Raw genomic sequence first — 12633 nt, forward strand, 5'->3', positions numbered from 1 at the left:
CGTTTCCCACTCTACTTCTTGCCCCAGTTCCGTTCGCTGGCGATTCGCTATATATTTCCGTATATAGCGCCTCACCCACCGGTGCAGTCCCTTGCCAATACCCCCCAACTGCCCAACGTCCCTTCGCCAATGGAGCTGTTCATGAACCGTCGTCTCTCAGGTTTTGCCCCGACCTGCCTTGCCGCTGTGCTCGCCGCCTGCGCCTTCGGCTCGGCCCAGGCCGATGAAGTCCAGGTGGCGGTCGCCGCCAACTTCACCGCGCCGATCCAGGCCATCGCCGCCGACTTCGAGCAAGACACCGGGCACAAGCTGGTGGCCGCCTATGGCGCTACCGGGCAGTTCTATACCCAGATCAAGAATGGCGCTCCGTTCGAAGTGTTCCTCGCCGCCGACGACAGCACCCCGGCAAAACTCGAAAGCGAAGGCGCCACCGTCAAGGGCTCGCGCTTCACCTACGCCATCGGCACCCTGGCGCTGTGGTCGGCCAAGGATGCCTACGTCGACAGCAAGGGCCAGGTGCTCAAGGACAACCACTACCAGCACCTGTCCATCGCCAACCCGGAAGCCGCGCCTTACGGCCTGGCCGCTACCCAGGTCCTGGCCAGGCTGGGCCTGGCCGAGCAGGTCAAGGGCAAGATCGTCGAAGGCCAGAACATCACCCAGGCCTATCAGTTCGTCTCCACCGGCAACGCCGAACTGGGCTTTGTCGCCTTGTCGCAGATCTACAAAGACGGCAAAGTCAGCAGCGGCTCGGCCTGGATAGTCCCGGCCGGGATGCACGACCCGATCAAACAAGACGCGGTGATCCTCGACAAGGGCAAGGACAATCCGGCGGCCAAGGCCCTGGTTGACTACCTCAAGGGAGCGAAAGCCGCTGCCGTCATCCAGTCCTATGGTTACCAACTCTAAATGCCGCTAACGAGTGCCGACTTTTCCGCCATCTGGCTGACCCTGCAACTGGCGTCGCTGACGACCCTGATCCTGCTGATCGTCGGTACGCCGATTGCCTTGTGGCTGTCGCGCACTCGCTCGTGGCTGCGGGGGCCGATCGGAGCCATCGTCGCCCTGCCCCTGGTCCTGCCGCCGACGGTGATCGGCTTCTACCTGCTGCTCGCCCTCGGCCCCAACGGCGCTATCGGCCAGTTCACCCAGGCCCTGGGCCTGGGCACCCTGACCTTCAGTTTCAGTGGCCTGGTGATCGGTTCGGTGATCTATTCCATGCCCTTTGTCGTACAGCCGCTGCAGAACGCCTTTACCGCGATCGGCACCCGTCCGCTGGAAGTCGCGGCGACCTTGCGCGCCAATCCCTGGGACACCTTCTTCAGCGTGATCCTGCCGCTGGCCAGGCCGGGCTTCATCACCGCGGCCATCCTCGGGTTCGCCCACACTGTCGGCGAGTTCGGCGTGGTGCTGATGATCGGCGGCAATATTCCCGAGAAGACCCGGGTGGTCTCGGTGCAGATCTACGACCACGTCGAAGCCCTGGAATACGCCCAGGCCCACTGGCTGGCCGCCGCCATGCTGGTGTTCTCGTTCCTGGTGTTGCTGGCGTTGTACTCCAGCCGCAAAACCCGCGCGGGCTGGAGTTGAGCCGTGAGTGCATCGATCCATGTGCGCCTCAAGCGCCGTTACAAAACCTTCGACCTCGATCTCGACCTGGAACTACCGGGTCGTGGCGTCACCGCGCTGTACGGGCACTCCGGTTCCGGCAAGACCACCTGCCTGCGTTGCATCGCCGGCCTGGAGCAGGCCGAACAGGGCCTGGTGCGGATCAACGACGAAGTCTGGCAGGACAGCCAGCGCCAGCTGTTCGTGGCGCCGCACAAGCGCTCCCTGGGTTATGTGTTCCAGGAAGCCAGCCTGTTCGCCCACCTGTCGGTGCAGGCCAACCTGGAATTCGGCCTCAAGCGCATCCCACGCGCGCAACGCCGGGTCGACATGGCCCAGGCCACCGAGCTGCTGGGCATCGGCCACCTGTTGCAGCGCCATCCGCACAACCTGTCCGGCGGCGAGCGCCAGCGCATCGGCATTGCCCGCGCGCTGCTGACCAGCCCGCGGCTGCTGCTGATGGACGAGCCGTTGGCGGCCCTGGACAGCAAGCGCAAGAGCGAGATCCTGCCGTACCTCGAACGCCTGCATGACGAGCTGGAGATCCCGGTGCTGTACGTCAGCCATTCCCAGGATGAAGTGGCGCGCCTGGCCGACCATATCGTGCTCCTGGAAAACGGCCGCGCCCTGGCCAGCGGGCCGGTCGGCGAAACCCTGGCCCGTCTCGATCTGCCCCTGGCCCTGGGCGACGACGCCGGGGTGGTGATCGAAGGCCAGGTCAGCCACTACGACGCCGGCTACCAGTTGCTCACCCTGCAACTGCCCGATAGCCAGTTGCGGGTGCGGGTCGCCCATGCCCCGATGGCCATCGGCAAGCACCTGCGCTTCAAGGTCCAGGCGCGGGACGTCAGCCTCAGCCTGCAAGCCGGCGAACACAGCAGCATCCTCAACCGCCTGCCGGTGACGGTCAGCGGCGAAATCCCCGCCGACAACACCGCGCATGTCCTGGTGCGCCTGGACGTCGCCGGCACTCCGCTGCTGGCGCGGATCACCCGCTATTCCCGCGACCAGCTGGGGCTGCACCCGGGCCAGCCACTCTGGGCGCAGATCAAGGCGGTGGCCGTGCTCGCCTGAGCCTGAGCCGGGCGCAAGCGTTTCTCGCGAGCAAGCTCGCCCCTACCAGGGCGAGCCTTGGATCTGTAAGCGAGCTTGCTCGCGATAGCCGCACAGCGGCGCTCCCCGACACGCCGCGGGTTGTCATCCGGCCCAGCGGCGCGTTAGGCTAGCCGCCCTTCCCCGTCACCGGACGATTGCCGACGTGAACAACTAATCCTTCCAGAAATGTATTCGCAACAAGCCGCCTTGCAGCGCTTGTTGGCCTTTTTCGACATTTTCCGGAGGTGCTGATGACTCACGTCACACGGCTGCCTGCGCTGGTTTCCCTGAACCAGCTGACATTCCAGTTCGCCCATGGCGAAACCCTGTTCGATTCCCTCGACCTGACATTCGATGCCTTGCCCACCGGCATAGTCGGACGCAATGGCACCGGCAAGAGCGTGCTTGCGCGCCTGATCGCCGGCGAGCTTGCGCCGTCCTCGGGCAGCGTCGCACGCTTCGCCCGCGTGGCCTATGTGGCCCAGGAACATCTGGCGCAGGAGGGCCAGAGCGTCGCTCAAGTCGCCGGCATCGCTGAGGCCCTGGCCGCCCTCGAGCGCCTCGCCGCGGGCCAGGCGTCGGTGGCCGACCTGGCGCAGGTCGACGAGCGCTGGGACCTTGGCGAACGCCTGCGCCGCCTGCTGGACGAGGCCGGTCTCGATACGCTCGGCCCCGACGATCCGGCCGCCAGCCTCAGCGGCGGGCAACAGGCGCGCATCGCGCTGATCGGCGCCCTGCTCAGCGATGCCCAACTGCTGATACTCGACGAACCCAGCAACCACCTCGACGAGCCCGGTCGCCAGTGGCTGCTGACGCAGCTCCGGCAGTGGCGCGGCGGACTGCTGCTGATCAGCCATGACCGCCAGTTGCTGGCGCAGATGCAGCGCATCGTCGAACTCACGCCCCAGGGCGCACGGATCTATGGCGGCAACTACGCGGCATTCCGCACCCAGCGCGAAGCCGAATATGGCGCGGCACGGGCCGCCCTGGAGCACGCGCGAACCGAACGCAGTCGCGAACAGAAGCGCCTGCAACGCGAGCACGACACCATCCAGCGCCACGCCGCCGGCGCCCGGCGTTATGCCGACACCGCCAACATCGCCAGCTTTGAACGGAGGAAGATAAAAAGCGCCGCCCGGGACATCATGGGCCACGTGCGCAACCGTCAACAAAGCCACAAGAACAACCTCGACCAGCAGGTCCGCGACGCCTATGCGCGGGTGGTGCCGCAGGCGCCAACCCTGGTGACGCTGCCCGGCACCGCGGTGCCCCAGGGGCAACAGGTGTTCTGCCTGAACCGAGCACAATTGCCCTGGCTGCCGCCCGAGGCCGCCTCCAGCTACCTCGACCTGACGGCCACCGGGCCCATGCGCATCGCGGTCAGCGGGCCCAACGGCTGCGGAAAATCCACGCTGCTGAAGATGCTGGCCGGCGAGATCCGCCCCTTGAGCGGACAGTGCCAGGTGCGAGTGGCCGGTGCCTGCCTAGACCAGCGTCTGTCGCTGCTCGATCCCGAGCGTTCGATCCTCGACCACCTGGGGGCGCTCGACCGGCCACTGCAGGAAGGCCTGCTGCGTAGCCGCCTGGCCTGGCTGCAACTCGACGCCCAGCGCGTGACCCAGCCCTGTGGCCGGCTCAGCGGCGGCGAACGCCTCAAGGCCGCGCTGGCGATTGCCCTGTGGCGCGAGACGCCGGCCAAGCTGCTGCTCCTGGACGAGCCGACCAACCACCTGGACCTGGAATCGGTGGAAGCCTTCGAAAGCGCACTGCGCGATTTCCCGGGCGCGATGCTGGTGGTGTCCCACGACCGCGAGTTCCTCGCCGCCATGGCGCCCAGCCACCGGCTGCAATGGACGCCAGCGGGCTGGAGACTGGACGAGGCCGGCCAATGAGCAGGCTTTTGCGCGAATTTCAAAGTTGCTTCTATAGTTGCTCTGAGCAGCTATCAATCAGGGAAGCGCCATGGAAGACATTTTTGTCGTAAAGCGCTGCAACAAGATCATCATTCAAGGTCGACGCGCCGGGGAAGCCGCCCACGGCGCGCCGATCGCCGCCCACTGGTACCGCATCGCCGACACTCGCACAGACGGCTTCATCGGCGATGGCTACGACCTGGAAGAGGACGCCATGCGCGAGTGCCGCCGGCTCAATGCCGTCAGCCGCCGCGCCTGAAACCGTGGACAACCGGGTGGTGCAACCACTCGCCGGCAATGATGAAATTTCTTTCACTGTGAACCCGCCAAGGCTTCGCTAAAGTGGCTCGTGCTTATTGAAGACTCCCGACTGGCCCACCACTCCCCTGGTGGGTCTTTTTTATGGGCGATCACCAAGGGCCGGGCGGCGGTTTGACTGGTCACGCCGGGCATAAAAAGCCCCGCACACGGGCGGGGCTGCAGGACGCGGGCGAGACGTCGGTTACTTGAGCCTGACGGCGGTGCCAGTGACAAAAACCACCACCATGCCGCCACGACCGCTGGGCATGCTGATCTCGTAGTCCAGGCCGACCACCGCATCCGCGCGAAGGTCGCGGGCGCGTTCCTTGATCTCGTCGGTCGCCTGCACCCGGGCTTCTTTCAGCGCCCGTTCCAGGGTCTGGGAACGCCCACCGAAAAAGTCGCGCATCCCGGCGAAGACATCACGCACGACGTTGATCCCCTGTACGGACTCGGCGCTCACGATATCCAGGTACTCGGCGATCTCTCGCCCCGCAATCGCGTGGGTGGTAGTGATAATCACGGCATTCTCCTTTGACCGGCGCGACCCTGCCCTGAACCCGGGCGGGGTCGCCAAAAAACGCGATGGTAACAGACCCTCCGGGGGCAGCCATGCAGCGCTTGCCGCACGAGGCCGGCGCAGCGGCCTGCCGGGCAATGCCAAGGGCGGGCCTGTCCGTGATTAAATCCGCCAGCGGACAACCGCAGATCCTTTCCCAACCGGAGTATTCACATGGACGTCATTCAGTCGCGAGCCCCCGAACAATGCACAGGCATGGAGGATATCCGCCGCGAGATCGATCGCCTCGACCAGGCTGTCATCCAGTTGCTGGGCGAACGTTTCCGGTACGTCATGGCCGCATCGAAATTCAAGACCTCGGAAACCGCCGTGCGCGCCCCCGAGCGCTTTCGCGCCATGCTCCTGCAACGCCGGGAATGGGCCCAGGCCGAGGGCCTGAGTGCAGACGCCATCGAAAAACTCTACAGCGACCTGGTGCAGCACTTCATCGCAGAGGAGCTCAAGGGCTGGAAGTCCGCCCAGGCCCAGTCGCCGGCCTGAGGGCAAAAGAACACCCGACAGCCCGGGCACAGGCCAGGCTGTCGGGCAGGGTCGTGCATGGGGTTATCGGGTATTGGCCCCTTCCGTAGCCTTCTTGGCCTTCGCCTTGTAGGCCGGCAAGGCGGCCGCGTAGGCCAGGGCCTCCTCCCGGGTTCCAAAGGAGCCAAGACGGTCACCCTTGGTGCAGACCCGCCAGGGGCCGCTGTTGACGCTGACCACGTCATAGCCGTTCATGTGCATCTTGTTCAGCATTGGAACGCTCATAATCGCCTCCCTTTCGGTAGAGATCGTCCGAGGTTGTCGCGAACACCTTACACCCGGTCCGTGTGGGCATGGGTTCCATCCATCGCCACGAGGTGGGAACACGCCGCCCGTCTTTCATTTGGGCTTCAGGTTTCCCAGGGGGTCATACGCCCGGGACTTGGGTTCTTTCTCCGGCCTGTTATCCCTGGGCGCTTTCGCCGGACCTATGGGGTCCACCTGCGGATCAGCCAGATCCGGAGAATCGGGGTCGAAGCCCAGTTCGTCCTTGCCGGAAGCGTGCTCGGATGAACGCGGGCCAGTGGGCCTGTTCGTACTCATGGATACCTCCCGACCACGATGGAATGTCTTCCCATGAGAGGGCCATTCTCATGCGGGGTGCAAAACAGCTGACGAATGGCAACCCAACAGTCTTTTTCCGTCGCGCTTATGGCGTTTTCAAAGGTTTGCCGCAGCCTGCTCGGGCGCTGCGTTATCAGCCCGCGCCTGGGCTTGCGTTTCGTCGCCCTGTCATTGCTAGGGCCACAGCGCAAGCGCACACTGGCTGCAGCTGACGGATCAGCTCCCCCTCTGCAAAAAGCCCGCCCATGCGGGCTTTTTGTCTATCCGCCATCCCCTCGTCCTGTCCTTTGCGAATACCGCTCGCTGCCCTCGTCGCTCGGCTTTACTTCAACCAATGCACCCTGGCGTCTCTTCACGACACCTACCCTCGGGAGCCCTGCCATGAATAAAGCGCTTATCGTCACGACCACCCTGCTGTCAGCCGTCGCCGGCTGTACCAGTGCCGCTCATGTCTACCGCAATCAGCCGCTGGTGGCGAAGGTCGAGACCGGCATGACCCAGGAACAAGTCCGGCAGATCGGCGGCGAACCTGTGGCCGTCACCCCTCGCACCGTGGAACTCGGAACCTGCTTCGACTATGTGTTGACCCAGGCCGGCCATCAACAACCGTTCAATGTCAGCTTCGACGGCAACGGCAAAGTCGATCACAAAAGCTTCCTCACCTGCGCCGAATGGAGCCACGCCCAGCAAAAAGCCAGGGCACCAGGCAGCAGCACGGGGGGCATGGGTGGCGGTTACTGAGCGGCGTCGGCCTGGATGGAGGGCGGTTGCAGGTGGCCATGGCCAGATGAATTTTCTTTCACTGTGAGCCGAGCGCCAGGCGGGTAGATTTCACCCTGCTCTTTCAACTATTGGCCCGCTCCCCGCGGGCTTTTTTTTGCCTTGCTGGAACTCGTGAGGAAGGAGCCAAAGTGGCGTCGGGCGACAGGCAGAATGGCCAAAGGCAAATTTCAGGCAAAAAAAAGCCCAAGTAGCTGATGGACACTTGGGGCTAAAAATGCATAAACCGTGGTAGGTGAACGCGAGGCTATCTTAACGTCCCCGAGAACATGTAACAATATATTTTAAGGTTATTTTTACCCTGGATGTTTTCTAAGCCTTTAAATAACCACATGTTTTTTCAGGCAATGGCCGATTCGTCACCTTGTTGACGCCAGTAGAAAATCACCGCCGGGTCCCTCTTGAGATTATTGAACGCCTGTGTGAACCGCTTGCCTGCCGTCAGGCATACAGGATCACGCACTCCGCAAACGAGGAAAACTGACCGGCGTCCACCGGGCCGTTGGTGCTGACCAACCGTGCCGCGAAGGACAGCCTGAAACCCGGTGCCAGCGGGTGCTCGGCACGGCCTTCATGGCCCAGAAGCACGACGTTTCCCTCGCTATCCAGCAGTTGAAACCAGCCTCTTCATAGTCATTCATCAAGGTCACACCATCACTGGTGATGCCATCAAAGTAGACCAGAACCTTGTTCGCGCCCTTGAGCCGGTCTTGGTTGGCGCCCAATCGGCATCCCTAGGACACTTGCGAAACGCTCCCCTCAACGATCAGATCGCGCTGGAATGTTGCTGAAGAGGATGCTCGGCAAAATCACCGCCAAGACGGTTATCCGTATTGGAGCCAACGGAAAACAGGAAGGACGGAATCGAACCGACGGCAGAATGCTGGAGGGGGAATATCGGCGGGAGTACGGGACGTTGTGTGCCAGGCAAAAGCCCGGTCTTGTGTACCGGGCTTCGCTTGTGGGTCGGTCTGGAATCAGTCCAGAGCGTCGTGCAGAACTTCGTAGATGATACCTGTGGCAATGGCGACCAGGATCAAGTCAGTACCGGCCTGTTGCCATTCATAACCGTCATAGTGCGGCAGCCGGCCTAGCATCCGGCCATCCAGTTTTTTCGCGATGCCCGGCGGCAGGGGTTTGCCTCGGGCCAGGTTTTTCTGAATGCCCGGTGGCAGGGCCGGCCCGGGTGACCAGTAGTCGCGACTGTCGCCAATGATCACGCGAATACCGCCAACGTCTACTTGAGGTCCGTCATACCGCCCACCCTGTCTGTAGTCCTGGGATTTGTTGCCCTTGCCGTGTCCACCCTGATTGCCATGGGGGTTGCCCTTGCCGTTCCCTGGGTCCGCATACAAGGCAGTCGAGCCGAATAAAAACGCGGCGCTTGCCAAAACAGCTACAACCGAACGAGTCGTCATCTCTGCAGTCCTCTGCATGAATCCAGCCGTGATGCCATTCGTCATGACACCCGAACTATAGACAGCCCATTGCGTCTTAGTTCATGCAAACCTCCCCTTATCGATGGAAGCAATCATGCTTTTAAAGAAAAAAAATCTCGTGACTGCCCTGACCTGCGTACTGATGCTGGCAGCGGCTCCTTTGCTCCCGATGACATCCGCCTATGCAAAGGACGGTGGTGGCCATGGTGGCGGAAATGGCGGTGGTAACGGCGGGGGTCATGGCGGTGGCAATAGTGGCGGCAATGGTGGTGGTCATGGTGGCCAGGCAGGCGGCCACTCCGGAGGGGTCAGCGGCAAGGGCCATAGCGGCGGCCTGAAAAGCGACCCTGCCGGCAAGTCGGTTCGCAATCTCGGAGAAAATGGCAACCATTACGGCAGTATTCGTAATGACAGCAACGGCCATGGTTCGACCACTTCCGGAGTGGCTCATTCCAAAGATACCCGCGGGCTGTCAAAAGCCACTGCAATCTCGGACACGACGCCCGGCGACCACAACTCGAAAGGCCTGGGCAAGGCCAGCGTCTCCTCGAGCAAGAATGATCGATAGACCCAGCCTCATGCTCTCCAGCCGAGTCGGTTTCAACACCGCCGGCTGGTCAGCATCGTCCTGCATGAAAAGCCCGGCCAAGCGCCGGGCTTTTTAGTATCCCCCCCTGCACCGCTATCTTTTGCCTGCATGACTCGGGCGAAGATGAAATTATCTTTAAGTAACCTTCATGAAGCGAGGCGTATGAATACCTACCCTTCAAGGACCGACAAAGTGAACTACAGGAGTAACCCACGATGTTTTCCCATGAAGGTCTCGGTCTGATGTCCATCTTCATTGTCCTGCTGCTGTGCGTGCTGGCGATGTTCATTCATCCTGTGCACGCACTCTGGAGCTGGGTTCAAAGGCGTAGACACAGGTTGTCGGTAGAAAACGCGGGGCGTGAAGGCAAGCCCTAATCGCGCTGAACAGGTCCCATCCAACGAAGCCCGGCATGTCCGGGCTTCTGCTTTCTTGTTCCTACAGAACGGCTCTGGCTCAGAGTCGCGCCCTTGGTTGGCGCCGATCGATCGCAACCGCGGTCGCCGCCAGCAGGATCGCCAGGGTGTAGGCAAAGAGCCCCAGGTTGACGCCCAGGATCAACTTCTCCGAACCATCGGTGAGCACCATCGATCCGCCGTAAGACTGCCGAAGCCCGTAAGCCAGCAAGAAACCGCCCGTGACGAACACCGTCAGCAGGCTGGACAGGCGAAGGTTACCCTTCAACCACACCAGCCACAGGCTGAATGCACCGATCGTCGTATTGGTGAACAGCTGCCAGACCTCATGCAACCGTGCGTGCGGCTCCCAGGCCGGGTTGAAAACATGGGTCTCATTGATCTCCAGCACCGGTACCACAACGGCGTAGAAGATGATCCCGATCGTCACGAACAGCTTTGCTATCACTTGGAACCTCCTTGTGAGCCCGGCAAGATGCCAGTGCTTCAACGGCCTATGAGGGCACGCAAGCGAATAAAGATCACGCTCGATATGCGCCAAAAGTCAGGGGGAAATGACCGCTCAGGCACCACCAATGAATACCGCTCGTCCAGACTGCGGAGCCTAACCCCGTTCCTCATCTACACCTTTTAAGCATGGACTTGCGGTCGTATTCATCCGACCTCTCCAGCGCCGTTCTTGGATATGGATAGAGAGGATCGGGCCGCCGGCATTCGATTCGATGGCACACGAAGCGCCATACGAAACCGCAGTACCCCAAGCTTCGAGCTTCATTTCTCAAGGAACGGAAAAATGACTACCAAATGCACGAACTGGCATGCCTGGTTGAACGCCATGCCACCCAAACCGGACGAACTTCATGTCGTTGGAGACGTTGAAGTTGCCAACCCGGGGGTCGAAGCCTATCTGACGATGCGAACGCCACAAGGTATCAACCCGACCATACTCTTGCTGGACCTGCACCTGGTGCAAAGGCCCGGGCAATGGATTCAGCAGCTCAGCTGCGCACAAGTCAGGTTCACCCGGGTAATGCCTCCCAACTCGCCGCGCTATACCGCTATCGAAATCTTCTATAACGGTGAGCGAATCAAGTTTATCGAGGATATTCCGGTCATCTCCTGAGTGATTCACCCTGGAATGACTGATCTCGCCCCTGCCGCGACCGGCTGACCGCTGGACCAGTCGGTTGCCTGTCTCAATATCGATGACCTGCGCTTTTCTGTTTTTCAGAAGCAAAAAGCCCAGCAACGAGCTGGGCTTGTTTTAATGGGGAGAACGACTTAGTGAAGCTGGCGCTGCCTCTGCAGCTCTGCCTTTAACCAGCGGCTTGCCGGTTGCGATCCAGCCGCGCAGCGCACCTCGTAAGCCTTGCCACTCATGCTGCTTTTAGTGGCAGCGAGATCGATAAAGTCCTCCGCGCTGCTCACCATGTCCTTGCCCTCGAGGTAATTCAGCTTTTTCTCCAGGTGCTGCCGTGCCTGGGGAGCTGGGTACTCGGTGCCGTTACGCACGAACTGACACTGGCTGCGCTCGACAAAGTCCAACAAGCCCTTTATCTCCCGGGCTGCCTCGGGCGTCGCTTGAGCCTGTGCATTACTTGCTATCGCCAAGGCGCCGATACCCGCCGCCATCAGCCATCGAGCCCATTCACCGGTAAAAATTCGCATCATTCGTCCTTGTCTTGAAACTGAGCAATGTTGTCGGATCTGGCCGAGCATCGCCCGGCGCCAGGTCGGTCAAACTTCGATAGGGAAAACCGGCTGAACATTCTGTTGCACATCCGCGCTTTCTATCGCGGCCTCAAGTTTGGCCAGGAAGGCTGGGTTCAATTTGGCTTCAAGCAGATTGATCTGCTCTACCGCCCTCTTCTGCTCAACCATCCTGGCAAGTTCCGCATAAGAAAGTTTGGGTGCAGGGTTTTGAATAATAATCACTGAAGCGCTTCCTTGGTTCATCCGTCCAGCCCTATAGGGGCGCGGCGGCAAGTGTATCCCCTGTTCCGCACTCGTCCAAACTCACCCGGCCAGCGCTTGAGCGCATGGGCATCCACTCTCTGCCTTGTCGATACCTCAGGCCTGGCAGCACCTTCGCCCTGTCATAGACCAATGGTGCCGCCAGTCGTCGTCGCAGCGTTGACGCCCTATCCCTTAAGGCGCGCAATGGCCCCCTAAAAATGATCGCCTGGGGCCTTTCCAGATGGCAAAGATCATAGTACTAGCCGGTGACTTCCCCCAGGGTGACGCGGAGTATCTGCGCGGAACCATCACGCTCAAAACCCCTAATAAGCCGCTAATAGGGAAAAGCTTTCTCGTTTCCGAGTTCAAGGACCTCACCGTCGAAAATACCGACTCGAACAAAAACATAAAGAGCGCCATAGGCCTTGGAGTCGTTGGCGCCATGTTTCTTGGACCCGTGGGAGCCGTCGCCGGCTATCTTCTGGCAGGCCACAATACCGAGGTGACATTTCTGGCCACCTTAAAGGATGGCCAGACACTGCTTGCTGCAACCGATAACGAGACCTACCAGGACATCTCGGCGCGCTTCAACAGAAAAAACCCGCCTGACAAACGCGACAAAACCGAGACTTGACGCCCGACATTGCAGGATGTGGTAGGTCCTGGCGGGGTGAAAGTAGAACGGTGGTGTCACCCAGTTCACAGTAATCATTGACCGTCATATCGAAAATCAAGCATCCAGAATGCCTTGCAGGTTGCTGCGTTTTACCAGCCAGCAGCTCCCTCTCTTTTCAACCTTCTCCGCAATCGGCAAGCATCGACAAAATCTGGATGGAGGATTGAGAGCAACACAATGTGCGCACGAATGGAAAAG

General features: G+C 61.1%; 18 protein-coding genes. 10 read left to right on the forward strand and 8 right to left on the reverse strand.

Annotated elements, in window-relative coordinates:
- Positions 1-141 precede the first annotated feature (141 nt).
- From modA to IF690_RS17050, 5 genes are all read left to right on the forward strand, one after another.
- A complete protein-coding gene (gene modA / locus IF690_RS17030) occupies positions 142-909 on the forward strand; it encodes a molybdate ABC transporter substrate-binding protein (protein WP_252189489.1) in 768 nt (255 codons plus the stop codon).
- Positions 910-1590 carry a molybdate ABC transporter permease subunit gene (modB, locus tag IF690_RS17035; protein ID WP_202696602.1) on the forward strand — a complete coding sequence of 227 codons (681 nt, stop codon included), beginning with the start codon at positions 910-912 and terminating at the stop codon, positions 1588-1590.
- A gap of 3 nt (positions 1591-1593) precedes the next feature.
- Positions 1594-2682, forward strand: a complete 1089-nt coding sequence (gene modC, locus IF690_RS17040; protein ID WP_202696603.1) for a molybdenum ABC transporter ATP-binding protein — start codon at positions 1594-1596, stop codon at positions 2680-2682.
- Between the two features lie 272 nt (positions 2683-2954).
- Entirely contained in the window at positions 2955-4595 is a 1641-nt protein-coding gene (locus tag IF690_RS17045; protein WP_202696604.1) for an ABC-F family ATP-binding cassette domain-containing protein, read from the forward strand.
- Positions 4596-4665: 70 nt separating this feature from the next.
- A complete protein-coding gene (locus tag IF690_RS17050; RefSeq protein WP_202696605.1) occupies positions 4666-4875 on the forward strand; it encodes a hypothetical protein in 210 nt (69 codons plus the stop codon).
- A 243-nt stretch (positions 4876-5118) separates the two neighbouring features.
- On the opposite strand, the gene IF690_RS17055 is transcribed toward IF690_RS17050, so the two are convergent.
- Positions 5119-5439, reverse strand: coding sequence for a YbjQ family protein (locus tag IF690_RS17055; RefSeq protein WP_009044236.1), 321 nt, complete (start codon positions 5437-5439; stop codon positions 5119-5121).
- A 210-nt stretch (positions 5440-5649) separates the two neighbouring features.
- Between IF690_RS17055 and IF690_RS17060 the strand changes: the two genes are divergently transcribed.
- Complete coding sequence (locus tag IF690_RS17060) at positions 5650-5976, forward strand: isochorismate lyase (protein ID WP_202696606.1); 327 nt, start codon at positions 5650-5652, stop codon at positions 5974-5976.
- 63 nt (positions 5977-6039) lie between these two features.
- Here IF690_RS17060 and IF690_RS17065 read toward each other — a convergent pair whose 3' ends face one another.
- Both IF690_RS17065 and IF690_RS29035 read right to left on the reverse strand, forming a co-directional pair.
- Positions 6040-6240: a DUF2188 domain-containing protein gene (locus IF690_RS17065; RefSeq protein ID WP_202696607.1), complete on the reverse strand. Its 201-nt coding sequence runs from the start codon at positions 6238-6240 to the stop codon at positions 6040-6042.
- Between the two features lie 114 nt (positions 6241-6354).
- Positions 6355-6558, reverse strand: a complete 204-nt coding sequence (locus tag IF690_RS29035) for a DUF6021 family protein (RefSeq protein WP_007921703.1) — start codon at positions 6556-6558, stop codon at positions 6355-6357.
- A 402-nt stretch (positions 6559-6960) separates the two neighbouring features.
- On the opposite strand from IF690_RS29035, the gene osmE reads away from it, so the two are divergent.
- The gene (gene osmE / locus IF690_RS17070) at positions 6961-7320 is read left to right on the forward strand and encodes an osmotically-inducible lipoprotein OsmE (RefSeq protein WP_202696608.1); all 360 of its coding nucleotides are present in this window, start codon (positions 6961-6963) and stop codon (positions 7318-7320) included.
- 480 nt (positions 7321-7800) lie between these two features.
- Here osmE and IF690_RS29040 read toward each other — a convergent pair whose 3' ends face one another.
- Positions 7801-7947 (reverse strand): hypothetical protein, encoded by a 147-nt coding sequence (locus tag IF690_RS29040; protein ID WP_252189490.1) that lies wholly within the window; start codon positions 7945-7947, stop codon positions 7801-7803.
- A gap of 389 nt (positions 7948-8336) precedes the next feature.
- Positions 8337-8777, reverse strand: coding sequence for an anti-virulence regulator CigR family protein (locus IF690_RS17080; protein WP_202696609.1), 441 nt, complete (start codon positions 8775-8777; stop codon positions 8337-8339).
- Positions 8778-8892: 115 nt separating this feature from the next.
- Here IF690_RS17080 and IF690_RS17085 point away from each other — a divergent pair, with 115 nt between their 5' ends.
- Entirely contained in the window at positions 8893-9366 is a 474-nt protein-coding gene (locus tag IF690_RS17085) for a hypothetical protein (RefSeq protein ID WP_202696610.1), read from the forward strand.
- 477 nt (positions 9367-9843) lie between these two features.
- Here the strand turns inward: IF690_RS17085 and IF690_RS17090 are convergent, their stop codons facing one another.
- Positions 9844-10251: a hypothetical protein gene (locus IF690_RS17090; protein WP_202696611.1), complete on the reverse strand. Its 408-nt coding sequence runs from the start codon at positions 10249-10251 to the stop codon at positions 9844-9846.
- A 345-nt stretch (positions 10252-10596) separates the two neighbouring features.
- On the opposite strand from IF690_RS17090, the gene IF690_RS17095 reads away from it, so the two are divergent.
- Positions 10597-10926, forward strand: a complete 330-nt coding sequence (locus tag IF690_RS17095) for a hypothetical protein (RefSeq protein ID WP_202696612.1) — start codon at positions 10597-10599, stop codon at positions 10924-10926.
- Positions 10927-11084: 158 nt separating this feature from the next.
- Here the strand turns inward: IF690_RS17095 and IF690_RS17100 are convergent, their stop codons facing one another.
- Both IF690_RS17100 and IF690_RS17105 read right to left on the reverse strand, forming a co-directional pair.
- Entirely contained in the window at positions 11085-11471 is a 387-nt protein-coding gene (locus IF690_RS17100) for a YfeK family protein (protein WP_202696613.1), read from the reverse strand.
- 69 nt (positions 11472-11540) lie between these two features.
- Entirely contained in the window at positions 11541-11738 is a 198-nt protein-coding gene (locus tag IF690_RS17105) for a hypothetical protein (RefSeq protein WP_202696614.1), read from the reverse strand.
- Between the two features lie 262 nt (positions 11739-12000).
- Between IF690_RS17105 and IF690_RS17110 the strand changes: the two genes are divergently transcribed.
- Positions 12001-12393 (forward strand): hypothetical protein, encoded by a 393-nt coding sequence (locus IF690_RS17110; protein WP_202696615.1) that lies wholly within the window; start codon positions 12001-12003, stop codon positions 12391-12393.
- Positions 12394-12633 lie beyond the last annotated feature (240 nt).

It is taken from the genome of Pseudomonas sp. SK3(2021), from assembly GCF_016772375.1.
GTDB lineage: Bacteria > Pseudomonadota > Gammaproteobacteria > Pseudomonadales > Pseudomonadaceae > Aquipseudomonas > Aquipseudomonas chlororaphis_I.